This window comes from Acinetobacter lwoffii, assembly GCF_015602705.1.
Classification (GTDB): Bacteria; Pseudomonadota; Gammaproteobacteria; order Pseudomonadales; family Moraxellaceae; genus Acinetobacter; species Acinetobacter lwoffii_E.
Genome location: NZ_CP059081.1, coordinates 384900 through 409336, shown reverse-complemented (window position 1 = coordinate 409336; position 24437 = coordinate 384900). Strand labels below are relative to the sequence as shown.

Annotated in this window: 26 protein-coding genes; 15 read left to right on the top strand and 11 right to left on the bottom strand. The window is 43.8% G+C overall.

Annotated features, from left to right (window positions below; translation table 11 throughout):
• The first annotated feature begins 32 nt into the window (after positions 1-32).
• Positions 33-491 carry a DMT family transporter gene (locus H0S56_RS01855; protein ID WP_195725537.1) on the top strand — a complete coding sequence of 153 codons (459 nt, stop codon included), beginning with the start codon at positions 33-35 and terminating at the stop codon, positions 489-491.
• A 39-nt stretch (positions 492-530) separates the two neighbouring features.
• Entirely contained in the window at positions 531-1889 is a 1359-nt protein-coding gene (locus H0S56_RS01850; protein ID WP_320157416.1) for an MATE family efflux transporter, read from the top strand.
• A gap of 202 nt (positions 1890-2091) precedes the next feature.
• Here the strand turns inward: H0S56_RS01850 and H0S56_RS01845 are convergent, their stop codons facing one another.
• Positions 2092-2304 (bottom strand): DUF1737 domain-containing protein, encoded by a 213-nt coding sequence (locus tag H0S56_RS01845; protein ID WP_195725536.1) that lies wholly within the window; start codon positions 2302-2304, stop codon positions 2092-2094.
• A gap of 285 nt (positions 2305-2589) precedes the next feature.
• Here H0S56_RS01845 and H0S56_RS01840 point away from each other — a divergent pair, with 285 nt between their 5' ends.
• Complete coding sequence (locus H0S56_RS01840) at positions 2590-3888, top strand: ABC1 kinase family protein (protein ID WP_005248249.1); 1299 nt, start codon at positions 2590-2592, stop codon at positions 3886-3888.
• Between the two features lie 96 nt (positions 3889-3984).
• Positions 3985-4236: a type B 50S ribosomal protein L31 gene (locus tag H0S56_RS01835; RefSeq protein WP_195725535.1), complete on the top strand. Its 252-nt coding sequence runs from the start codon at positions 3985-3987 to the stop codon at positions 4234-4236.
• Positions 4237-4325: 89 nt separating this feature from the next.
• Here the strand turns inward: H0S56_RS01835 and crcB are convergent, their stop codons facing one another.
• Positions 4326-4706, bottom strand: a complete 381-nt coding sequence (crcB, locus tag H0S56_RS01830; RefSeq protein WP_005101255.1) for a fluoride efflux transporter CrcB — start codon at positions 4704-4706, stop codon at positions 4326-4328.
• 175 nt (positions 4707-4881) lie between these two features.
• On the opposite strand from crcB, the gene H0S56_RS01825 reads away from it, so the two are divergent.
• Positions 4882-5214, top strand: a complete 333-nt coding sequence (locus H0S56_RS01825; RefSeq protein WP_005101257.1) for a HopJ type III effector protein — start codon at positions 4882-4884, stop codon at positions 5212-5214.
• 73 nt (positions 5215-5287) lie between these two features.
• On the opposite strand, the gene H0S56_RS01820 is transcribed toward H0S56_RS01825, so the two are convergent.
• Positions 5288-5851 (bottom strand): hypothetical protein, encoded by a 564-nt coding sequence (locus H0S56_RS01820; protein ID WP_195725534.1) that lies wholly within the window; start codon positions 5849-5851, stop codon positions 5288-5290.
• A 190-nt stretch (positions 5852-6041) separates the two neighbouring features.
• On the opposite strand from H0S56_RS01820, the gene H0S56_RS01815 reads away from it, so the two are divergent.
• Entirely contained in the window at positions 6042-6671 is a 630-nt protein-coding gene (locus H0S56_RS01815; protein WP_195725533.1) for a class I SAM-dependent methyltransferase, read from the top strand.
• Positions 6672-6689: 18 nt separating this feature from the next.
• Here the strand turns inward: H0S56_RS01815 and H0S56_RS01810 are convergent, their stop codons facing one another.
• Positions 6690-7268, bottom strand: a complete 579-nt coding sequence (locus H0S56_RS01810) for a hypothetical protein (protein ID WP_195725532.1) — start codon at positions 7266-7268, stop codon at positions 6690-6692.
• Positions 7269-7295: 27 nt separating this feature from the next.
• Positions 7296-7763 carry a Holliday junction resolvase-like protein gene (locus H0S56_RS01805; RefSeq protein WP_004645008.1) on the bottom strand — a complete coding sequence of 156 codons (468 nt, stop codon included), beginning with the start codon at positions 7761-7763 and terminating at the stop codon, positions 7296-7298.
• 124 nt (positions 7764-7887) lie between these two features.
• Here H0S56_RS01805 and H0S56_RS01800 point away from each other — a divergent pair, with 124 nt between their 5' ends.
• From H0S56_RS01800 to H0S56_RS01780, 5 genes are all read left to right on the top strand, one after another.
• Positions 7888-8532, top strand: coding sequence for a ParA family protein (locus H0S56_RS01800; RefSeq protein ID WP_004281566.1), 645 nt, complete (start codon positions 7888-7890; stop codon positions 8530-8532).
• 128 nt (positions 8533-8660) lie between these two features.
• On the top strand, positions 8661-9791 hold the full coding sequence (locus H0S56_RS01795; RefSeq protein WP_224216247.1) for an AI-2E family transporter: 1131 nt from the start codon (positions 8661-8663) through the stop codon (positions 9789-9791).
• 122 nt (positions 9792-9913) lie between these two features.
• Complete coding sequence (sodC, locus tag H0S56_RS01790; RefSeq protein ID WP_195725531.1) at positions 9914-10456, top strand: superoxide dismutase family protein; 543 nt, start codon at positions 9914-9916, stop codon at positions 10454-10456.
• A 126-nt stretch (positions 10457-10582) separates the two neighbouring features.
• Entirely contained in the window at positions 10583-12766 is a 2184-nt protein-coding gene (gene yccS / locus H0S56_RS01785; RefSeq protein ID WP_195726030.1) for a YccS family putative transporter, read from the top strand.
• 120 nt (positions 12767-12886) lie between these two features.
• A complete protein-coding gene (locus H0S56_RS01780; RefSeq protein WP_004645001.1) occupies positions 12887-13183 on the top strand; it encodes a DUF3817 domain-containing protein in 297 nt (98 codons plus the stop codon).
• A 179-nt stretch (positions 13184-13362) separates the two neighbouring features.
• On the opposite strand, the gene craA is transcribed toward H0S56_RS01780, so the two are convergent.
• From craA to H0S56_RS01765, 3 genes are all read right to left on the bottom strand, one after another.
• A complete protein-coding gene (craA, locus tag H0S56_RS01775) occupies positions 13363-14592 on the bottom strand; it encodes a chloramphenicol efflux MFS transporter CraA (protein ID WP_195725530.1) in 1230 nt (409 codons plus the stop codon).
• 192 nt (positions 14593-14784) lie between these two features.
• On the bottom strand, positions 14785-15162 hold the full coding sequence (locus tag H0S56_RS01770) for a hypothetical protein (RefSeq protein ID WP_195726029.1): 378 nt from the start codon (positions 15160-15162) through the stop codon (positions 14785-14787).
• A gap of 141 nt (positions 15163-15303) precedes the next feature.
• Entirely contained in the window at positions 15304-16713 is a 1410-nt protein-coding gene (locus H0S56_RS01765) for an FAD-binding oxidoreductase (RefSeq protein ID WP_195726028.1), read from the bottom strand.
• 354 nt (positions 16714-17067) lie between these two features.
• Here H0S56_RS01765 and serA point away from each other — a divergent pair, with 354 nt between their 5' ends.
• The 3 genes from serA (at position 17068) to H0S56_RS01750 (ending at position 20426) form a co-directional block, all read left to right on the top strand.
• Positions 17068-18300, top strand: coding sequence for a phosphoglycerate dehydrogenase (serA, locus tag H0S56_RS01760; protein ID WP_004732371.1), 1233 nt, complete (start codon positions 17068-17070; stop codon positions 18298-18300).
• Positions 18301-18425: 125 nt separating this feature from the next.
• Complete coding sequence (locus H0S56_RS01755; RefSeq protein WP_195725529.1) at positions 18426-19307, top strand: EamA family transporter; 882 nt, start codon at positions 18426-18428, stop codon at positions 19305-19307.
• A 240-nt stretch (positions 19308-19547) separates the two neighbouring features.
• Positions 19548-20426, top strand: coding sequence for an EamA family transporter (locus H0S56_RS01750; RefSeq protein WP_195725528.1), 879 nt, complete (start codon positions 19548-19550; stop codon positions 20424-20426).
• A 411-nt stretch (positions 20427-20837) separates the two neighbouring features.
• Here H0S56_RS01750 and H0S56_RS01745 read toward each other — a convergent pair whose 3' ends face one another.
• From H0S56_RS01745 to truB, 3 genes are all read right to left on the bottom strand, one after another.
• The gene (locus H0S56_RS01745) at positions 20838-21305 is read right to left on the bottom strand and encodes a hemerythrin domain-containing protein (RefSeq protein WP_004281581.1); all 468 of its coding nucleotides are present in this window, start codon (positions 21303-21305) and stop codon (positions 20838-20840) included.
• A 134-nt stretch (positions 21306-21439) separates the two neighbouring features.
• Entirely contained in the window at positions 21440-22204 is a 765-nt protein-coding gene (locus tag H0S56_RS01740; protein WP_004281582.1) for a sulfite exporter TauE/SafE family protein, read from the bottom strand.
• A 12-nt stretch (positions 22205-22216) separates the two neighbouring features.
• A complete protein-coding gene (gene truB / locus H0S56_RS01735; protein ID WP_195725527.1) occupies positions 22217-23122 on the bottom strand; it encodes a tRNA pseudouridine(55) synthase TruB in 906 nt (301 codons plus the stop codon).
• A 170-nt stretch (positions 23123-23292) separates the two neighbouring features.
• Here truB and H0S56_RS01730 point away from each other — a divergent pair, with 170 nt between their 5' ends.
• Positions 23293-24321: a lipase secretion chaperone gene (locus tag H0S56_RS01730; protein ID WP_195725526.1), complete on the top strand. Its 1029-nt coding sequence runs from the start codon at positions 23293-23295 to the stop codon at positions 24319-24321.
• Positions 24322-24437: the final 116 nt, after the last annotated feature.

The window sequence follows — 24437 nt, the reverse complement described above, 5'->3', positions numbered from 1 at the left end:
AAAAATTTAAATAGAATTAGTCAGTTAAAATTATGAAAATATCTTCTCAACTTATTATTTTACTTCCTTTGGTTTTTGCAATCGGTGTTTTATTGACACTCCAGACCGCAATTAATACACAACTGAAAGAATATTTATATTCTCCTATTCAAGCTGCATTTTTTTCCTTTTTGATTGGTACAATAGTGCTCGCCGTAATCGTACTTTTTCAGTCCAATCCCAAACCCGGTTTACAGGAATTGATGAGTGTTCCCTGGTATTTATGGCTCGGGGGAATTGTGGGTGTATACGCGATTAGTATGAGCATTTATGCAGCACCCAAACTTGGCTTTCTGGTTCTTAGCGGTCTCATTATTTTTGGTCAGATGGTAATGTCGATGCTGGTCGATCATCTGGGATTATTGGGTAATGAAAAATTGCCGGTTAACTGGCAACGTCTTTTAGGCGGCGTGGTAATTTTTATTGGTGTGCTTCTCACTTTACAACGCTAAACCTTCTATTTAAGCACATGATCACGATGAGTAATTTTTGTGTCGAATGTTTCACCAGTCACAACCTTTGGTTTTGAATTAAAAAAACTGTTTCATCTGATGCTGCCTATTCTGGTGACCCAATTTTCTCAGGCTGGTCTGGGCCTGATTGATACCATTATGGCCGGTCACCTGTCTGCTACCGATCTTGCCGCGATTGCCGTCGGAGTAGGACTCTGGATTCCGGTGATGCTGCTGTTTAGTGGCATTATGATTGCCACGACGCCTTTGGTTGCCGAAGCTAACGGCGCACGTACACCTGAAAAAATTGCCACCATTGCACGTCAATCGCTTTGGGTTGCTCTGATTCTTGGGGTAATTGCCGGCTTGATTCTACAAGTTTTGCCAGCCCTTTTACCTCTCTTGGGTGTACCGGAAAGCTTGCAGCCTAAAGCCAGTTTATTCCTGCATGCGATTGGTTTTGGTATGCCTGCGGTAACCATGTATGCAGCCTTACGCGGCTACTCAGAAGCGATTGGAAATCCTCGCCCGGTCACCGTGATTAGTTTATTGGCCCTGGTTTTGCTGGTTCCGCTGAACTATATCTTTATGTATGGTCTTGGCCCTGTTCCAGTCCTAGGCAGTGCAGGCTGTGGGTTTGCCACAGCGATTTTGCAGTGGTTAATGCTCATGACTCTGGCATTGTATATCTTTAAAAACAGAGCCTATCAGCGTACTCAACCTTTTACTCACTGGGAAAAAATCAACCCGGAATGGGTGAAGCGTATTCTGCAACTGGGTTTTCCGATTGGATTGGCGATCTTCTTTGAGGTCAGTATTTTCAGTACAGCAGCAATTGTGCTGAGTCCTTTGGGAGAGACCATTGTCGCTGCCCATCAGATTGCTATTTCTGTCACTTCACAACTGTTCATGATTCCCATGTCACTGGCGATTGCCCTGACTATTCGGGTCGGCACCTACTATGGTGAACAGAACTGGCAAGCGATGCGTAAAGTGCAATATCTCGGCCTGATCACTGCCACTATTCTGGCGATCCTGACCATGATTCTGCTTTGGGTTTTTCGCAATGAAATCGTGGCGCTCTACACCTCAGATCTGATCGTGACCCAAATTGCGGTGTATCTGATTCTGTTTGCCATTGCCTATCAGCTGATGGATGCCTGGCAGATCAGTGCAGCAGGTTGTCTGCGCGGCATGCAGGATACCAAGGGGCCAATGTGGATTACTATGCTGGCTTACTGGGTCATCGCCTTCCCGGTCGGGGTATATCTATCCCGCTTTACCGAGATGGGCGCCGCCGGTGTTTGGGTTGGCCTGATCGTGGGTCTGAGTGTTGCCTGTGTTTTATTGCTGGCACGACTCTATAGCAATAACAGACGTTTAAGCTTAAAGTTGTAAAAACTTAGCGACTTTCAAGCAATCTTAAATATTGGGTAGGTGACATGAATGTCACCATTGAGCTGTGATACAGGGAAGTATCATCAGACCAACGAAATGGTTCTGTTACTTTTGTCATGACAAAAGTAAGAGCTGCCTACGCGACAGCATAAAAATAAAAGATGAGGCTATAGCCTTAAGCATTCTAATTTCCATGTAGAAGTTAAGAATTAGCAGCTAATGCTTCCTTGAATCTTTGTGGAATCTCCGATTCATCCGCTACATCTTTAATCACCACCTGCCCCACAATTACATCCGTACCATTAAAAGTCATGGTCGGTGAACCATATAGCTCATAACCTTCATTTAAGGCACGGGTCACTCGCGCACAAAAATGTACATCATCTTTCCCGGTAAAATATCGATAGACTCTCATTGAATTTTCTTCATTACTACACTCTGTTTATTCTAAGCTTTTAGCCATAAAACAACATTCAGAATTAATACTCAGCCTTATCTAAAACGATGATGGATTCCGGCATATTTTTTAGTTTAGCCAAGGAGATAAAGATAAATCTTTTATCAAATCAAAGATGATGCATTAAACATGGAGAAGCTGAAGAAAATCACAACACAACCTCTACAATTAAATCTAGGCAATTGAACCTTTGTCACCTATGATCAAATACATCCATTCATAGTTGGTTTCAAGGAATCTCGCATGGCAAAAACGGCTAGCACACCCGGTCGTCGCTTTATGAAACTTGCCGGAATGACCGCAAGTATTGCAGGTAAAACCCTCTCCAATTCCATTAAAAATTTAACTGCCGATGACGAGCAGAAAAACACTGCGCGCAGTAAATTATTTCAGGATATTGGTGTGCAGATTGCGGATACCTTGGGGGAAATGAAAGGCGCAGTCATGAAAGTTGGCCAGATCGCCTCTCAATATAAAGATGTTTTCCCGCCCGAAGTCGCTAAAGCCATTGCCAAGTTACAGCGTCAGGCGCCACCGATGCCGTTTAAAGAAATTCAGGCACAAGTGGAAAAAGAATTGGGTAAACCTTTACAGCAACTTTTCCAGCAGTTTGATGAGCAGCCATTTGCCGCGGCCTCGATTGGTCAGGTGCATAAAGCCACCCTACCGAATGGCCAGCAAGTTGTGGTCAAAGTACAATATCCTGGTGTGGATGAAGCCTGCGAAAGCGACCTGAAACAAGTCCGTCTGGCACTGCGTATGATGGGCGTATTAAAGATTGATCGTAAACTTCAGGATCAGCTTTTTAAAGAAATTCAGCACAGTCTGGACAATGAGCTGAACTATGAAATTGAAGCCCAGAATCTGGAAATCGCCCGTGCCTTCCATGAGCCTCTGGACAATAAAATTGTGATTCCGAAAGTGTTTCATGAGTATTCATCGCGACATATTTTGACCTTAAGCCAAGAGCTTGGTGAAAGTATCGAAACTGCCAGCACTTGGCCACTCGAAACCCGAAATGCTTTAGGCCGCCGCCTCTTCCGCGCCATTGGTCAGGAAATTTTTTATCTGAAACGCTTTCACTGTGACCCGCATCCAGGCAACTTTGCATTTCGTGAAGATGGCTCTGTGATTGTTTATGACTATGGTGGCGTCAAAACCTTATCGACTGAAGTGATTGGACATTTTAGGGAACTGATCCATGCTGCACGCGAGAAGAATATTCCCGTGATCGAGCAACAGCTGGATGCGCTGCATTCCTTGACTGAAACTGGAAAATTCCCGAAAGAATTATATGAACAGTGGCTGGAAGTGCTCATGCGTCCTCTGGTCACTGACTATGATTTTGCCGAAAACTCAGCGCATCATGATGGGATGGAGTTGCTGAAACCTTCGTTGAAATATTGGGATGTATTTAAGCCCTCTCCTGATACCTTGATGGTGAATCGCACAATTTCAGGACAATACTGGAACCTGATTCATCTCAAAGTACATGATGATTTAAGTGATGTATTTGAAGAACTGGTACCGAGTCGAAGCTAAGTTGAGACGATAGGCTTACACGCTGTAACCCTAGATTACTTGAAATATCAAATGTTACATTATAACATTTAATCAAGAATCATGAGGAAGTTAGATATGCGTTCAGATATCCATCCCGAGTATCGTGAAGTGTTATTCCATGATACCAATGCCGATGCCTATTTCGTGATTGGCAGCACGATGAACTCGAGCCAAACTAAAGAATATCAAGGTAAAACATATCCTTATGTAACACTAGATATTTCGAGTGCATCACATCCTTTCTATACGGGTGAGCAACGTCAGACCAACAATGAAGGACGTGTGGCAAGCTTTAACAAACGTTTTGGCCGCTTTAAACGGGGCTAAAACCGAAAACCCTCAGTTATCTTAAGATTTAAATCGTGGTTTATGTCAGGAAATGACCTCCAATTTCCTGACTTTTTTATGCGCTTATTTTAACTCTGTGCCAATACGATTGAAGTTAAATAAAAGCCCAGCGCCAGAACAATAATGCCGACAATTAAGCTGGATAATGCATATAACAGCGCTAGGCCCATAGCACCTTGCTTGAATAACAAAAAGCTTTCCAGACCGAAACTGGAAAATGTGGTAAAACCACCGAGAATTCCCACCATTAAAAACAGACGAGCTTCTTGTTGGAGTACTGGATACTTTTGGCTACAGGCAAAAAAAATCCCGGCACATAAACAGCCCAGAATATTGATCCACCAGGTGGGCCAAGGAAATTGCATTTGTGGTTTGAACAGCCAAAGTCCGGCTGCATAACGCAGACTGGCACCGATTGCCCCACCCATTGCCACCCAAAGCCAGCCCATATTTTTTTCCTGTTCTATTTATTGATCAAGTTTATTTTATCCAAAGTTTCATATTCATCATGGATAATTTTCACTGTTATCTTGAACCGAAAATCAATGAAATACCATGGAACTTCGCAAGAAAATTGCTATATTTATTGCATCCAATTTTCATGAATGGCACAGGAAAAACAGCATGGCACAGGATTTATTGGCCCAGTTGGCAGCAGGCGAAGCAAAATTTGCAGATGTGATTACTTATATCGAATCGCGTTATACGCATACACCGACTGCATTTAAAAATGGCCAGCAGAATAATGCGGCCACAGAAAACCAGGGCAGCGCCAAAGTCTTTTCTTTTGCACAATTAAATGGTCTGGATCAGGCACAGACCTTAAGCCTGTTTGCTGAGCATTATGCTTCTGTACTGGCGACGCCAGAGGCGACTGATCATCAGAATATCCGCCAGTTTATGCTCAATGGCTGGGATGGAATTGCCTTTGAAGGTCAGGCTTTAACTGCGAAGTAAGTCCTAAGCAGATAAAAAAACCGCTCAAAGGAGCGGTTTTTTATACAACTCAGAAGTGTATAGGATGTCTGTTTTAGCTCTTACCGACTTTTTCAATCCACTTAATGGAACTGACGCGGAAAACTTCACAGGCACCATCACCCGTATCGGTCGGCGTTAAAGACGATTTCCAGACCAGATCTTTGTCACGCACTTCAACCAGTTCCCCTTGCATACGCACCAGATCGCCACGCTTTACCTTTTTAATTGCCTTAGCAATTTCAGGGTTAGCGGGAATGATATGCATATTGGACACCATCTGCTTGGCTTGTTCTACCGGCACTGGCACCCGATCCATTTTCCAGTTCAAATAGCGGTCATATTGATTGACCGTGATATGTCGAGAAATTTCAGGTTCGGCAAACAGCCCCCAACTGACAGCATAATCAATCGGAGAGAATTTGGCTTGCGGGTCAGAACTATAAACCTTGGAACCCAGAATACGAAAATCACCTTTAAAAGGCTGCAAGACCGAAATTGACTGGCCTTTAACGACAGGAGGCAAACCTTTGGCAATATTGTGGTCGACCGAGCTATAGCCCGAAATAGGCAGCAACAGGCTGGCCAGCAAAGCATAATGTTTAAAGTATTTGAGCATAATTTTTAATCTAATCCTAATCAAGTTGATCAAACGTTTTAAGGATATCTTCCATGATCTTACGGATTTTTTAATGAATAAACAGTTGAACTTGGTAACAAATTGCACGTATTTAGTCAGCTCTATAATGCCTGTCATTTTATTTTTCAGTTAAGCTAGAACGTATTTCTATTAAATTAAAATAACTCAAATGCTGTATAAACTTTATCAACAACATATCTTTCCGCATCTGCTGAATCAGGTGATGCAAACACCATCCTTGATGGACTTGCGTCGTGAATTGCTTTTAGACATTTCTAGTGAAGTGCTGGAAATTGGTTTTGGTACCGGCTTGAATCTACCTTTTTATCAATCGGTTGATAAGGTCTATGCGCTAGAACCAAATCCGGCGATCTTCAAACTGGCAGAATCACGAATTCAACAGACCGCTTTTCAGGTCGAGCATATTCAGGCCAGCGTAGAACTTTTGCCTTTTGCCGAAAATAGTGTGGAAAATATTGTGTCTACCTGGACGCTTTGTAGTATTGCAGAGCTGGAACAGAGCCTGCAGGAAATTTATCGTGTGCTACAACCGGGTGGAACTTTACATGTCGTCGAACATGTTCTGAATCGACAAAATTTAAATATTCAGCGTCTACAACATTTACTCACTCCCATTCAAAAGAAAGTCGCAGATGGCTGTCATCTGAATCGGGATATTGAGACCGCCTTGCTGGAAACCGGTTTTGAAATAGAAACTTTAAGTTATGTAGATGCCGAGGGTATACCCAAGATTGGCCAACGTATGTTGTTAGCACGTGTTCGTAAACCAGGAAGCTAATTTACGACCATCTTATATTTAGTGTGGCTGAAGGTGGGTTACTTGCAGCAACTGACAATGAGCACGATATTCAGAGCCCGTCCCGACCCGGAATTCTTGTCCAGTCGTGCCTGAATGAACTGTTACCAGATCACCAGTGAGCGTGATTTTCTGCCCCGATTTTAGCCGGCGAATCTGATCGGCAATTTTTTCAGTGGCAGCAATCAGACTGAAATGCTGCACATGCGTATTGATGAAGTCACGCTCCGCTTTATTGGTTTGTCCTTCGAGCTGATAGCAGCGTTTTGCTTCATCAAACTCCAGTTTTGCCTGTATAGCGGGCAGCGGTTGAGTCAGCAACAGCACATCAATATTACTCAGATAGGCCAGATCATTAAAATGCCCCACCACAGGGCTGGCCTGATGCAGCACCCGACGATCAGGTTTTACGAAACGGTGATCATGCACAATATAAGTCGCGGAAATGCGCTTAACGGGTTCTACTTTAAAGTTTTTAAGTACGCCCTTTTCTTGCAGATGCGGAATGGCACGAAAAAATTCATTCCACACCCAGAGTCCTAGCATAAACAGCAGCGCAGTGATCAGTAATTTTTGCATAATTTTTTATTCTTCACTGGATTTTGGTCAATCCTGAAAATCAATCCGAATGGTTTCAAAACGTACCCGCCCTTCCTGAACCGCACGGGCAATGGCTTGCTGGCCTTTGGTCAGACGTGCTCCGCCACTTTTAATGTCAATCAAAACCACTTCAATATCTTCAGCGTCGCCTTCGCCATCACGAAAATCGGTATAACCATCAAAGACCACATAATCCACCGGATCACCCAAAAACTTGGCATCACTCGGCAGATATTGAAATTCCGGCATGATCGGCGCGAGCTGTTCCGCCATTTTTCCTTTGAGAACTGCACGGCTGGTATTCACGCTGCGTTTTTGCGCGGCAATGAGGGACTGCTGATGCTCTAGTTCCAGCTCGGCAATATACTGCTCATATTCGGCCTTGATCCGTCCATTGCGCGTCTGACTTAAAATAATAGTGGTCAATACCACCCCGATACATGCGCCAATCAACATGGCCATCCATATGGACATTCAATCTTCCTAATTTGCCTGATTTTTATAGCATCGCATTCGACTGAAGTTGAGGACTTCGGCCATTTGCATACTTGAAAAGAATGATATGCTAGGCCGGAACAGAATAAAATCACCTTGAGTCATGAAAACAATTTTAGTTGCGAATCAGAAAGGCGGTTGTGGCAAAACCATGACAGCCATTAGTTTGGCGTCAGCACTCGCACAAAAGGGTTATAAGGTGGCATTGGCCGATGCCGACAACCAGAAATCAACATTGCAATGGCTCAAGCATCGTCCGGCACAGGCAGCGCAGATCCAAAGTCTGGACTGGCGCAATAGCAAGTCCATTGGTGATGCGCCGAAACAGATCGAATACCTGATTATTGATGCACCAGGTGCTTTGACCGATGATCATGCCGAACAGCTGATCAGTGAAGCACATGCGATTATCATCCCGATCCAGCCTTCTTTTTTTGATATCGATTCGACCCGCCGTTTTCTCAAACATTTGCAGGACATCAAACGCATCCGTAAGGGCAAGGTTGAAATTTTACTTTTGGCCAATCGCACCAAAGCAAATGCAGCCAGCAATCAGGACATACAGCAGTTTTTTGACAAGATCGACCAGCAGCCAGTGGCCTGGATTTCGGAACGTGCCCCTTATAGCCGACTGGCTATGGAAGGCCTTTCAGTCTTTGATAAACCTCAGAAAATCTACCGGGAACTGCAGGCTCAATGGCAACCGGTACTGAATGCCATTATTGATGATCCGAGTCAGTGGTTTTGAGTCAATCCTCTGAATCGTGGTATAGCTTTGGGAAAATAATCTCGCTACTTGGCTAGCTATCATTTTCGATCGCTTTTTTTTCAGTTAATATGCCTGAACACGACCTAAAAAATGAGTCATTAAATTCAGTGCAACAGTACGCGCCTACATTACAAAAAGTCTTATTATTTGGATTGTTCTTTATCCTGATTTTTTTGAGTTTTCATATACTCAAGTATTTCATCATTCCTGTAGTTTGGGCAGCCATTATTGCCTATATGACTTGGCCCTTGTATCAATCGGTGTTACGCCTATGCGGCAATCGACCGACATTAAGTGCAACCGTAATGATCTTGGCCGTGATTCTGGTCTTTGGTCTGCCGTTTATTTTCGCCATTTTCATGCTGCAGCACGAAGGTCGTAACCTGTATTTTGAATTGCAGCGACAGGTCTTTTCCGGTCACCTGAATGTCCCTGATTTTATTCGCGGGCTTCCGATTGTCGGCAAGGAAATTACCCGAACCTTAAATGAAATTAACACTGATCCGCAGAGTATTGCACTGTCGGTATCGACCTGGATTCAAGGCCATCTGAATTACGGCAAAGTGGTGTTGAATGAAGTTAGTAAAAACATCTTTAAATTATGTTTTGCGATACTTTCGCTGTTTTTCTTCTACCGTGATGGTCAGACCATTTTAAATCAGGTGCGTAAAGCCTTTGAAATGGTGGTCGGTCCACGTGTACATCATTATTTTTCCACCATTTCTGCGACTACACGTGCCGTAGTATATGGCGTCGGTTTGACCGCAATTGCACAATCCTTATTGGCTGGTCTGAGCTATTTTGTTGCAGGTGTGCCGAATCCGATGGTTTTAACCATTGTGACCTTTATTTTTGCCCTGATTCCCTTTGGCCCACCCCTCGCCTATAGTGCGGTGGCGTTATGGCTGTTTTCACAAGGACAAACCATTGAGGCTATCGGGGTCATGGTGTGGGGTGTCTGTATTGTCAGTACTGCCGATAACGTGATTCGTCCACTGGTAATTTCTGGTGCAACCCAGATTCCATTCCTGCTGATCATGTTTGGAGTCTTGGGTGGTATTGCCAGTTTTGGTCTGGTCGGGGTGTTTATTGGACCGGTGATTCTGGCTGTACTGCTTGCAATCTGGCGTGAATGGTTACATGAAAGTAATCTGAATGAACCTTTAATGATGCCTAAAGCCACCATGGCACATGAGATTGATCCGGAAACACAAGACACACCGCCCAAGGCACCTTAAAGCATAGATAGAATCGACTTAAACAAAACAAAACATTTAAGTACTGATTCTATATAGAGCTTCTGATCTTGCTCTGTTTAAATGAATCCACAAAACAGAATAAAGATCAGGATGCCAAAATCATGTCTTCATTGTTTAAAATTACGACACTTTGCGCGTTAAGCGCCGCACTTTTTACTGGTTGTGCATCAACCTCCCCATCAAATGAAGTAGTCAGAGCAGTGACTGTGAATGCTGTAACTGCTCAAGGTGTGGCCCAAGAGGTTGGTACCGTATTACTCAGTGACAGCCCAGCCGGTCTGGTTATTCGTACCAACCTGAAACAACTTCCTGCGGGTGAACGTGGTTTCCATATTCATGAAAATGGTTCATGCGCACCTGCCATGAAAGACGGCAAGATGGGCGCAGCACTGGCTGCAGGTAGCCATTACAATCCAAATCAGGCTCCACATCACGGTACACCAGTGACCGGTCATCTCGGTGATTTACCCGCATTGAAAGTCAATACTGACGGAACTGCACGTGTGACCCTGCTTGCGCCACGTCTGAAATTGGCTGATGTTCAGGGTCGTGCCATTATGGTTCATGCCGGTGGCGACAACTATTCCGACAACCCATTACCCTTGGGCGGCGGCGGTGAACGTATTGCCTGTGGTGTGATCTAAACACCTTCATGCCAATGACTCAATAGAAAAACGGGCACTATGCCCGTTTTTTATAGACATTTCCTTTATTTTGGCGTCTAAATTGCATTCAGAACTTTGCGTTTTTACTTCCCGGATCCTGTCCTTGTGAATGCTGCCCGACCTGCGACTGCTACTTTTGTTAAAATTATAAAACCTGTCCTGCTGCCCTTTCAGTCTAGTGCGCTGATGACTTATTGCCTGCAAATCTTGCTAGTGTTTTTAGGTACCACTTTCGGTCTGAAATTTCTGGGTTATGAGTTCTTGATCGTTCCAGTAACTTTAGGGGCAATTGCCACGGCACTGACTGATTTTGATGACCGGCTAAGCCTGCGTTTGCGCAACCTGTTACTGGTCATCATTCTGTTTTTTAGTGTCAGCAGCATTCTGGAATTTCTTGCTCCACATAAATTCTGGTTTGCACTGTGGCTATCCCTGTCGAGTGCGCTGTTTATTCTAATGGGTGCATTAGGCCAACGTTATGCCATGATTTCATTTGGCACCATTTTACTGTCAATCTATACCATGTTCGGCCTGGGCGAATATCAGCACTGGTATGAACAGCCGCTTTATTTTGTCATTGGGGCGCTATGGTACGGCCTGACGTCTATTCTATTTTTTCTGCTGCGTCCTACTTTGCAGGTTCAGGAAAATCTCGCACAAAGCTTGCAGCACATGTCGGATTTACTGCTGAGTAAAGCCAAACTGTTTGATCCAGACCAGTATCCAAATGTTGAAACCCTGCTCTATGAGTTGTCACTTAAAAATACTTTAGTCATTCAGAGTTTTAACCGTAGCAAAGATTCGCTATTGACACGACTCAAAGCTTCGCGTGCCAATCGTAATACCATTTACTGGCTGAATCTGTATTTTTTGATGCAGGATATTCATGAACAGGCCACCGCGAATTATCTGCATTATGAACAGATCGAACAGCATTTTAGCCGCACTGACCTGATTTTCCGGATTCAGAAAAATATCCGTCTGCAAGCCCTTGCCTGTCAGCATTTGGCAGAATGTGTACTGCGCAATGAGAAATTTTACCTGTCTACAGATGATGAACTGGCATTAAAACATTTACAGGAGTCGATGCAGGACTGGATTGCTCAACACCCACAAAATATTGAAGTCAAAAATTTACAGCTTATTCTGGCCAATCTGCTGAGTGTACATGAACAGTTACAACACCTGCATGATCAACAGGCACTGTATAAACCACGCTATCAGCAGCATTTTGATGACTTGAGTCTGTTTGATGATGATATTCGCGATAGCACAGATCTTTGGCTGAAACTCAAACCACACTTAAGTTCGCAATCGGCACTCTTTCGGCATGCGGTGCGGATTGCGATTGTGTTTTTAGTTGGCTATGCCATTTCATTATTACCTTTTGCGAAAAATGGCTACTGGATTTTACTGACCAGCCTGTTTGTCTGTCAGATCAGTTATTTTGCCACCAAAAGCCGGCTCAAATTGCGGACTCTGGGAACATTATTGGGGGTCATGCTAGGTGTTCCCATTCTGTATTTTGTGCCAAGTGTCGAAGGTCAGTTACTCCTGACAGTAATTTTTGGTGTCGGTTTCTTCTATCTACGTTCCAAAAAATATGCCATGGCCACCCTCATGGCGACCTTGATGGTACTCCTGATTTTTAACCTGAAAGGTGCCGGTTATGCGATCATTTTGCCACGTATTATTGATACCCTGTTGGGCTGTCTGATTGCCTGGATGGCAGTAAGCTGGATCTGGCCTGACTGGAATTTTCGTAATATTTCCAGCAATATTAAAAAATCATCGCTTGCTACGCTGGACTATTTTGCTGCAGTGGTCGAGCAATATCGAAACGGTAAAGATAACAGTATTGCTTACCGGACTGCACGGCGTCTGGCCCACAATGCACAGATTGATTTATCCAGCATGATTTCAAGTCTGAGTACCGAACCGAATCCAGATCCGCAACTGGTCAAAAGTGCCTTTCGCTATCTGGTCTATAGTCATAGCCAACTCAGTTATATTGCAGCATTGGGGAGTCACCGTGAGCAGGTTACTGATACACAAATTCTGGATTTAATGCACTGGTGCCAGCAAACCTTAACTGGGGTATTGCTGCAACAACAGCCTTTAGATACCTACGACATCGATCATAAACTGGCAGAAATTCAACGCTTAAGTACACAGGAAAACCTGTCAGCACATCTGCTTTTGGTGTTGAAACAGATCAGTTTATTGCTAGAAACCTTACCGGAATTACTAAAATTACGTCATGAATTATTAGGTGCTGAGATTAAATAACCAACTGCTTCACTTGGTTATAACTTATTAAAAATATTGAATATATCTTTATTATTAAGATTCAATATTCAGGTGATATTCGGTACACTCAAAAATAATTCGGTTAAAGCAATATGTATTATGAACATCAAAACTTTGCGTCTGGTCGGTTTGCTGGAAGGGATTTCTTTTCTGCTGCTGTTATTTATCGCGATGCCAGTGAAATATATGATGGATAATCCGATTCTGGTGAAATATGTCGGCATGGGTCATGGCGTACTGTTTGTGCTATTTCTGGTGGTGTTATTTGCGGTATGTGAAAAACAGAAATGGTCTCTCAGCATGTTTGTGATGGGTTTAATCGCTTCGATTCTACCTTTCGGTCCATTCCTGTTTGATATGAAACTGAAGAAGCTGGAACAGCCCGCTGAAGCTTAATTGTAGAATCCTAATATAATTAGATCAGTCAAAAGAAAATTCTCTCTCCCTTTGGGAGAGAGTTAGAGAGAGGGAACTTATTAAATACTTAACCTCACCCTAGCCCTCTCCTAAAAGGAGAGGGAAATTCAATACTGAACATATGATTTCAATAATTTATAATTTCCCTTAATAAGGAATCAAAACTCCCCACGCTCCTGTCTTTCCAGCATTAACTGTTTGAGTTGCATGCGTGGCAAAGTAAACCAGAGTGCAATCAGAATCAAAGAGGCAGCACAGTAGGCCCAGATATCGTAGGTTTCATACGCCATTCTTACTGCTTCAATTACCACAAAAAAGCTGAGCATCAGGATAATAGAAACCGTCGCGGCCACCGTGCCTTTGGACACTTCTGAAGACATCAGCGCAAAACGGTACAGCACCGAGAAACTTACGCCCTCACCTAGACTGATACAAGTGGTGCCGATAATCAGACAATGAATAAAATATTCTGGAATCAATAAGCCTAGCATCAATAAACCGGCACCCAATAGCATCAGTGGCAGACCCAATAATACGGTTTTACCCAGCGGCATTTTATCGATAATTTTCAGCAAAATCAGATTACCTGCAATCAGGCCACCCAAGACTGGAAACTGCGCCAGACCATATTGCATACTGCTGAATCCAAATTGCTCGACCAGAATCACTGGTGACAAGGCAATCCATAACATCAAGGGCAGACTTACCAAAGGCAGAGCTACAGTCATGATCACAAAGCGTTTATTTTTTAGAACCTGTTTAAAGTCATCCAGAATATAGCTAACCGGCTGTCTGGGAATACTGACTTTTAGGTTTGGCATTTTGGCTTTCAGGCCGAACCAACTCAGAAATGACAAAAATGCGATACCGATAAAACCCCAATGCCAGGAGATATGATCAATCATAAAGGCACCCAGCACTGGTCCTAGCAAGGGTGCCAGCAAAGACACATTGGCCATCAGTGCCATGACTTTGATGGCATCACGTTCTTCAAAGCTTTCCTGAATGGCGGCATAACCTACAGCGGTAATAAAGGACAGCCCAAAGCCCTGTAAAAAGCGCAGAAATAAGAAACTTTCGATATTGGGTGTCAATAAAATAGCCAGACAGCTGAGGGTAAAAAATGCCACACCGCCGAGCAGTACCGTTTTACGTCCAAGACGATCGGACAAAGGTCCCAAAATCGCTGCAACAAATGCCCCGCCCAACAGGAAAAAGGACATGGAGGATGGTGCCCATGAGCTGCTCACGCCAAAGTCACGGGTAATCGTCAGCATGGCCGGCTGAATCAGGTCATTACAGATATAGACTGAGAATTCAAACAGGACCAGTGCCAGCGGGAACATGAGTGTGGCACGGGTCAGTTTTTGGGTCTGGATATTTTGCATGGGAGTTTTTATTGTCAGTCTGCCCAGTGAAAGCAAACTAAACTTTATCTAAAAGAGAAAGAAGAAATTTTAACAGATGAGATATTCAAACGCTCTGAATAAATATAATAGATCGTAGAGATAATCTTCCAAACAAAAAAGCGCATCCTTAGATACGCTTTTAACCAAAAACTGCCTAAAGATCAAACACTATTATGGACAGACCGCTTTCTGGAAAGTTTTGGTATTTGCCCCACGTGCACAACGATACAACTTCTCGGTATTTTGCAGCATCCAGCTGTTATCTTCCCGTTTAAAATAATAAATGGTCTGTACCGAATGTACCGAATCATCCATTAAACCGGTTTCAGTGACTTTGACCTGTCCAATCGTGGGCGACTCTACCTTGTCAAAGAACTGCCGTAATTCAACCGTTGCCAGTTCCTTGCGTAAATCCGGTCTTAATTGTAAAACCTGTTCCAAAGGCGTATCCGAAGACGACTGTACCTTTGCAATGACCTGTTGAGCAGTTGCACAGCCTGAACCCAATATACCAAAAGCGAGAGTTGCGACTGCCAATATCCGGAACATATTATTTAACCCTTTATCGTCATTCTTATTCCAACCCATCATGCCGAGCTTCTTACTACAAAACCATTTAGACTCTGTAACTGTATTTACACAGCAATAAAAAAGCGCACCTTTCGATGCGCTTTTTTCAATTCCGACCGATTAAAGATCGAAAAGTTTACCCGGGTTCATGATGCCATTTGGATCGAACACTTTTTTCAGGGCTTTCATATATTCAATTTCTTCCACAGAACGTGAATATTCAAGATATGGCTTCTTGGTCATGCCCACACCATGTTCCGCAGAAATTGAACCGTCATATTTTTTCACGGTATCAAAGACATACTTGTTCACCACCTGACATTTGGCAAAGAATTCATCTTTAGACAAATCAGCAGGTTTTAAGATATTTAAGTGCAAGTTACCGTCACCGATATGACCGAACCAGCAGATTTCAAAGTCTGGGTAATTCGTCGATACAATCGCATCAATTTCTTTAATGAATGCAGGAACGTGCGTGATCAGAACGGAAATGTCATTTTTGTATGGAATAAATGGCGCGATAGATTCAGAAATATCTTCACGTAAACGCCATAAACTTTCTACCTGATCCAGGCTTTGGCTCATTACGCCGTCCAGTACCCAACCTTGTTCCATGCAATGCTCGAAGATTTCCATCGCCTTGTCCATAATCGGCTCAAACGGCGCTTCAAACTCAAGCAATACATAGAATGGGCATTCAGTTTCAAATGGACGTTGCACGTGACCATGGGCCAAGACTTTCTGCATCGCCAGTTCACCAAAGAACTCAAATGCAGTCAGGTCAATTTTCGCCTGGAAGGCATGCAATAACGGCATGATCGCATCAAAATCAGGTACACCCAATACCATCACTTGCAGGTCTTGTGGCTGACGTTCAAGCTTGATTTCCGCTTCCGTCACCAGACCCAGCGTGCCTTCACCACCAATAAATAAATGTTGTAGCGCATAACCGGTTGCATTCTTGATCATACCTTTGTTCAGACGCAATACATCGCCCTTACCCGTCACAACGGTCAGGCCAAGTACCCAGTTACGGGTCATGCCGTATTTAATCACTTTGATGCCGCCAGCATTGGTGCCGATGTTACCGCCAATTTGCGATGAACCTGCCGAAGCAAAGTCAACTGGGTAATACATGCCCTGCTCTTCAGCATAGTTCTGTAACTGTTCAGTCACCACACCTGCCTGTACGCGCACCATACGATCTGCCGGGAAAAACTCCAGAATCTGGTTCATCTTGTCCATGCTGACCACGATCTCGCCATTGGCTGCGACTGCACCTGCAGAAAGACCGGTACGACCACCCGATGGAGTCACTGCAACATTAAATTGGTTCGCCAGTTTTACGATGTCTTGAACTTGCTCAGTTGACGACGGAAAAACGACGACTGACGGGTTTGGATCAAAGTGCTTCGTATGATCGCGACCCCAATTCTGGAGGCTGTCCGTATCGGTTTTAATACGGTTTTCACCCACAATTGCAGTCAATTGGGTCAATAACTCAGGGGTTAAAGCGACTGGAGCATTCATCGTTTGCAGACCTAGCATGATTTAAACAAGAGAGACTTCGCTGGTTCATTTGCACAATTTTTACGCATAAAAACATGGATACAAATCAGGCGAAACATGATTATTAAAGCACCGGATCACGCTGCTTTAAAAGCATGGCGCAATATTATAAGCTATTTTTTGGTGTTTCCCTGAAAAAATGACAATTTTGATAATATACCTTTGAAAATACAGATTTAAATCAAACACCATGATCATTATTATCAATATGTCTTGCCAGAATAGCTGATGTGAGCGTCATTAAGGAAATGTATAAGTGCGCTTTTCCTGTGCTATTATACCGCGACTAAATTTGGCCTTTGTAGCGGAGCCGTAATGAGCCAACATCTATCTCTACCTAAAGATAAAATCCGTTTCTTGTTGTTAGAAGGCGTTCACCAGAATGCAATCGACACTCTAAATGCTGCTGGATATACCAACATCGACTATCGTAAAACTGCGCTTGAGGGTGAAGCGTTGAAAGAAGCGATTAAAGATGCACACTTTGTAGGTATTCGTTCCCGTACTCAATTGACTGAAGAAGTCTTTGAAGCTGCGAACAAATTGATTGCTGTCGGTTGCTTCTGTATCGGTACCAACCAGGTGAACTTGGATGCAGCAATGCGTCGCGGTATTCCAGTCTTTAACGCACCTTACTCAAATACGCGTTCAGTGGCTGAACTTGTACTTGCTGAAGCAATTCTTCTTCTACGCCGTGTACCTGAAAAATCAGCAGACACACACACAGGCGGCTGGAACAAATCTGCAGTTGGTTCGTTCGAAACACGTGGTAAAACTTTAGGTATCGTAGGTTACGGTTCAATTGGTTCACAACTTTCTGTACTTGCTGAAAGCATGGGTATGAAAGTGATCTATTTCGATACAGTGACTAAATTGCCTTTAGGTAATGCACGTCAAGTCGGTAGCTTGGGCGAACTTTTGGCAAATGCCGATGTGGTTTCTCTACACGTTCCTGATGTTCCGTCTACACGTAACTTCATGACCAAAGATCAGTTCGCGCAAATGAAAGAAGGTTCAATCTTCATCAACGCGGCACGTGGTACCTGTGTCGTGATCGAAGATCTGGCAGATGCGATCAAATCTGGTCACATTGCTGGTGCTGCGGTAGATGTATTCCCGAAAGAACCTAAAGCGAACGGTGAAGAATTTGTTTCTCCACTGCGTAACCTGCCAAACGTGATCCTGACTCCGCACGTGGGTGGTTCGACCATGGAAGCGCAAGCGAACATCGGTCTGGAAGTCGCTGAGAAATTTGTCGCTTATTCTGACAAGGGTATGACGCTTTCTGCGGTGAACTTCCCAGAAATTGCATTGCCATTGACTGAAGGCAAACACCGTTTACTGCACATCCATCAAAATATTCCGGGCGTGTTGTCTAAAATCAACAACCTGTTTGCTGAACAAGGCATCAACATCTCTGGTCAGTCACTGATGACTAAAGGTGATGTCGGTTACCTGGTGATGGATGTAGATGCTGCTGCATCTCATGAAGCACTTGATATGCTTTCGAATGTTGAAGGTACAATCCGCGCACGCGTATTGTTCTAATTCAAGATTTCAAAAAAACCACAGCTCTCGGGCTGTGGTTTTTTGTTTTTAAGGTTTGTATTTTTAATACCTTTTTCAGCTTATGCTGCTCTTCCGCTATTCGAGAAATCGAAACCTATTTAGTCATGCTGAATTTTAAAATTGCACCAATGGTGCAAGCGCCGCTGATTCTGTTGATCGCCATGATCAGTATGCAAAGCAGTGGCTCCTTTGCCAAATATCTGTTCGGTCAGTTTCCCATCCTGACCGTTTCCGCCATGCGTCTGCTGTTAGGCGCTATGATTTTGGCACTGATTTTTAAAATTTGGCGAATCCATTTCAGACAGATCAAGTGGCCGGCCATTATCAGTTATGGCATTGCTCTGGCCGGCATGAACCTCTTGTTTTACCTGTCGATTGATCGCCTGCCGCTGGGAATTGCTGTCTCTTTTGAATTTATTGGCCCCTTAAGTGTTGCCCTGTTTTATGCGCGGCAAAAATTCGACTTTGTCTGGGTCGGTCTGGCGATTCTGGGCCTGGTTCTGCTATTCCCTTTTGATCAGGCTGCCCAGCCGCTTGACCCGATCGGAATTCTATTTGCCTTGGGCGCCGGTGGCTGCTGGGCACTCTATATTGTCGCGGGGCAAAAGCCTTCAGGAGTTTCAGGCAATCATACCGTATGTCTGGGCATGTTTGTCGGCATGTTGCTGCTGATGCCAATCGCACTCTTTGCAGGAATGCCGGCACATACCTTTGAGCCGGTGAGCTTGCTGTATTTTATAGCTTTGGCCGTACTGGCCAGTGCAGTACCCTTTAGTCTGGAAATGATCGCATTACGTAATTTAAGTGCCCTGAGTTTTGGTACCTTGATGAGTCTGGAACCCGCCATTGCCGCACTCTCGGGGCTGGTCTTTCTAGGTGAAACCTTGTTGTGGACACAATGGCTGGCATTGGCCACGATTATCAGTGCTTCAGTGGGTTGTACGGTGACCAGCCAAAGAAGAAAAAATACAGTTGAGCACTTTTAAATTTAAAATTCGTTATAAGAAATACTACTCACTTTGAATTTAAAAAAATATTAGCTGGAAAAGCCTACTCAAAGTCGATAAATTCAGTCTAATACTCTTCTAAGATCAAAATTTTCTCTTTTTAAAAGTAACTTTAAATTTAAAATTATTTCCACCCCTACTCATTAAAAATTAACCGTTTTGCTATAATCCCGCTTTCTTCCATGTCCTGATTACACCTTTCTGGTGTAAGTAACTCCCATGCCAAACGCCCAACTCCTTGCTGTGTTGTACATGGTTTTATCCATGATGTCGTACCAGATCAGCGCATCCTTCGCCAAGCAACTTTTTCTGGTCCTTGACCCTATCACAGTGACCATTTTAAGACTCTGTTTTGCAGCGATCATTGTCGGCGTGATGTTCCGTTCCTGGAAAATTATTTCCCGTTTGCCTTTTTTGAAATGGCGGGATCTCCTTTGCTATAGCGCTGCTTTAGGGATCATGAATATTTTATTCTATCTGTCTCTGGGAGGATTACCGCAGGGAATTGCAGTCGGTCTGGAGTTTATTGGTCCTTTAGGTCTGGCCCTGCTCTCGATCAAACATCGTAGTGATTATATTTGGGTATTGATGGCCATTTTAGGCATTGCGTTAATGGTGCCATGGGGACAGGCCAATAGTAGTAATTTCGACCTTCTGGGCGCCGCCTGTGCTTTAGGTGCGGGTTTATGTTGGGCACTGTATATTTTCTTCGGGCAACGCGTAGTTCAGCAGAATATCGGCATGCATGCGCTGACCATTGCCATCAGTATCTCGGCTTTGTGTCTGCTACCTATCGGTCTCTACAACAACACGCCCGCATTGATTGATACGCAACATTGGGGCAAGGCAATTAGCATTGCTGTACTGGCAACAGCCATTCCTTATGCTCTGGATTTAAAGGCACTTCAGCATTTGAATAAAACCAGCTATGGTACCCTGTCCAGCCTGTCTCCGGCTTTGGCTGCACTGGCCGGTTTTGTACTATTAGGCGAAAAAATTACGCTTCTTCAGACCGTGGCACTGATCTGTATCATGCTGGCATCAGTCGGTGTGACTGTACGTGCCGCCCGTCAAGGATCGGCAGAAAAGAATGGCTAAAAGGCTTATTGGAATTTGAACAACTAAATATATCTCATCATTAATCTCTTCACTTTATCCTTTTGAGATAAATACAAAAAAAGAGATGAATGAATAAAAATCCCATATCTCCAGATAAAAAGATGATCAGATGCCCTAGTTGCAATGAAGAGATTTTTGATACGCGAGTGTGGCAAGGATGCCACATGTTACCCATCACGACAGGACGTCGTGTATGGGTAACAAAAGACTTTTGCCTACTTTGGGTCTTTCCAAAGTAGGGAGATTGCCTATACAAAAGCATTTAAATTTTTAAAGAAAATGAGGCTGTACAAGCTTCTTAAGCTAAACATGCATAACGATTAACTCAAACATCTAATTTGAGTTATAAGTTATGGAAAAGTAGCTAATCAAATGTCATCTTTTCGATGTTTAGTTTTGTACCAGCATATCTTTTTTCATGTCTTTATAACGCTGGTATTCATTCTTGTACTGCACTGCTAAAGCGGTCTTCTGCTCTTCACCCAGAATTTTACCGGCCTGCTGGAAGAAACCATGTTCCTCTTCTTTTAAGTGATGATGCACTTTTTCGGAAAGTTTTTTAGCAATGGCAATCCAGCCTGGATTACTCAATTCAGTTGCAGTTAATTCCTCGATCATTTCATCCATTTCATGATGTTCCGCCAAGGCATGGCGGGTAATATTCAGGCCCGAATCGGTCATCATCAAGGGAATATAAAAATAACGGTCTTCCGCAGCTTCATGGGCAAATAATTCATTTTTGAGTTGCTTGAACAGCTCGCGGCGTTCTGGTGTATCCCCGGAAGTCTGTAATAATTTTTCTGCAAGATCACGCTGAATCTCATGACTCTCTCTTAATGCTTCAAAAATAGTCGTCATTCCGATATTTCTCCGATTGTTTTATTTTTCATATCATTGATTCTAGAAGATTTTCAGAACAGGTTCAGACGCAGTTTATACAGTGATTTGTTAAGAAATTTTAATATCGAGAATGATTTACATCGGGTTTAGATCTAAAAAAACATCTGGTATGCCATCCGGCAAATCAGCAGACTGACCAGAATCAGGAATAAAATCCGGATAAAGCCACTGCCATATTTAAATGCCAAGCGCACCCCGACCAAGGAACCACAAATATTGGCTACCGCCATCATTGCCCCAACCATAAACAGCACATTGCCACTGGGAATAAAAAAGCTTAAGGCGGCCAGGTTGGTGGTGAAATTGGCAATTTTCGATAAAGCCGATGCATGCAGGAAGTCGACGCTTAAATAGCGAATAAAAAAGAAAATAAAGAAACTGCCGGTGCCCGGACCAAAGATACCATCATAAAAGCCTATCGCCAGACTGCCCAAAGCGGCCAGAATCAGCATTTTCCGATTCAGTTTTTGTTCGGTATGCACCTGGCCAAACTGTTTTTTCATTAAGGTATAGATTGCGATCACGATCAACATGACCAGCACAAAAGGCTTAAGGATCTCGACTGGAATTAGCGTAACGCTGGCTGCACCCATAAAAGAACTGACAAAACTGCACAGTGCAATCACGCCCAAGAGCAGCCACGGCAGTTTTACCTGACGCAGATAGGAAAATGCCGCAGAAGCGGTGCCACAAATGGACGCGAGTTTATTGGTGCCAAAGACCGTAGCAGGCTGTAAATGCGGTAAACTCCCCATAATTGCCGGGATCTGGATCAGACCACCACCACCCACGGCAGCATCAATCGCCCCTGCAAAAAATGCAAAGACAACCAGACTGATGATGATCTCTATTTCCATATCTTGACTCGATTAGAGGTTCAGGACGCGTTTGGGTACCAGACGTTTTTTGTCGGTAATTTCTGCCAGCCCCAGACATTTCTCGCCATCAAAAACCAGCACCTGTTCAGCTGCTTCATGTTCGATATCGCTTTCCATGCCGCGGCTAAAATATTCTGCGCGACCTTCGGGTACCTGCACTTTTGGAAAATGATCAACCGGTGCATAGGCCGGCAACAACAGTGCATCACGCTCTGCATCGCTCAGGCTTTCCAGATATTCAATGGTATAACTCGGGATCAAATCAAAATGACCGGTTTTGATGCGGTGCAGATAAGTCAGATGGCCATAAGTTCCCAGTGCTTTGGCAATATCTTCACCCAATACCCGGATATAAGTGCCTTTAGAACAGGTAATATCCAGCGTAATACTGTTTTCGGTAAAGGATAAAAGCTCAATCGCTAAAATTGTAATCGGACGTGCTTCACGCTCAATCTCGATACCTTTGCGCGCCAGTTCGTATAAAGGACGGCCTTCTTTTTTCAAGGCAGAATACATCGGCGGCACTTGCTGGATATCCCCGATAAACTGTGCCAATGTGTCCTGAATCAAGGCTTCCGAGAGTTCAGGAACTGCTTTTTCCAGAAGTACCTCGCCTTCCACATCACCCGTGGTGGTGCTATGTCCCAAAAACACGGTCGTCTGATAACGCTTGACCGAATCTAATAAATAATGCGAAAACTTGGTCGCCTCCCCCAAACACACGGGCAATAAACCGGATGCCAACGGATCCAGCGCACCAGTATGGCCGGCTTTTTGTGCACGGTACAACCAGCGGACTCTTTGCAATGCAGCATTGGAACTGATGCCCAAAGGCTTATTAAGCAGGAAGACACCACTAAGATGACGACGCTGAATTTTAGGAGATGATGCTTTCATGGCAAAAAATCAGACATTTTATAAATTGGCGCCATGGTAAAACCCTGCGAGAGGATTTACAACTTTTCTATAGTCTCTAATGATTTTTATGGCATATTGAGCCGGCTTGAACATCTAAAAGCTTTAATATCTAAAAATAATGAAATAACGAGAAAATAGGTGCATAGGATATGCAGAAATATAAAATATGGATCATTCTGGCGTTGCTGGTGCTATGCATCCTCACACTGATCTTATGGCTGTCTCCAAAAGGAAATACCCAGGCAGATACCGGGACAAAAACGCCTGTAACCGAAACTCAGGCAGAGCAAACCGCACTCTTGGTCAATGGCCCTGTCAATGCAGCCTTCCCCAGTGCCAGCCAGCAAGATACCGAAATTAATTGTCAGATGCAGCTAGACGCCAGCAACCGTCTGATTGTGAATGAACAGACCCGCAACTGTTTTGAATATTTTATTACCCAGTTCGGTGAAAAAAATCTGCAGCAGATCCAACAGGATTTTAAAGCCTATATTCGCCAGAATCATAAAGAGCCTGCACTCTCGCAAATTCTGGATTTATGGGATCGTTATCTCCAGTACCGTCAGGGCTTGGGCCAGCTCACTGCACCGGCCGGGCTAAATCAGGAAGATCCTGCCTATTATCGCAGTATCTATAACAGTACCCAGAATTTGCGCCAGCAATACTTTTCCAAGTATGAAATCGAAGGCTTGTTCGGTACAGAAGATGCCTATCATGAATATACCCTGGACCGGATGAGTGTACTGGCAGACAAAAGCTTAACGGAGACTGAAAAAGCGCAAAAGCTCAAAGCACTGTTTCAGCAGCTTCCGCAGGACTGGCAGGAAAATTTGGAACAACTGAATAAACTGGAAGATCTGCGCAAACTCACCGCTGATATTAAAGCCCGTGGTGGTTCCCGTGATGAAATCCGGCAGATGCGGATAAATCTGGTCGGTGCTGAAGCAACACAACGTCTGGAACAACTGGATGTGCAACGCAGCGACTGGAAAAACCGGGTGACTGGCTATTTAGATGAACGGGATCAGATTACCCAGTCCGGCATGTCCGATACTGCCAAACAGCAAGCCATTGCCCAACTTCGCAGCAAACATTTTAATACACCGCAAGAACAGCTGCGGGTAGAAACCTTTGAACAGGTTCATGATCAGGGAGCCAAGCTGCCCTTTGCTGACTAAGCCTAAAAGCCATCACCTGTTGATGGCTTTTTTATAAATGCCCTTTTGATAACTTTATATTTTTTCTCAAAATGATCTTTTATAGTTGTTTCTAAATATTTCGAATTTACACAAAA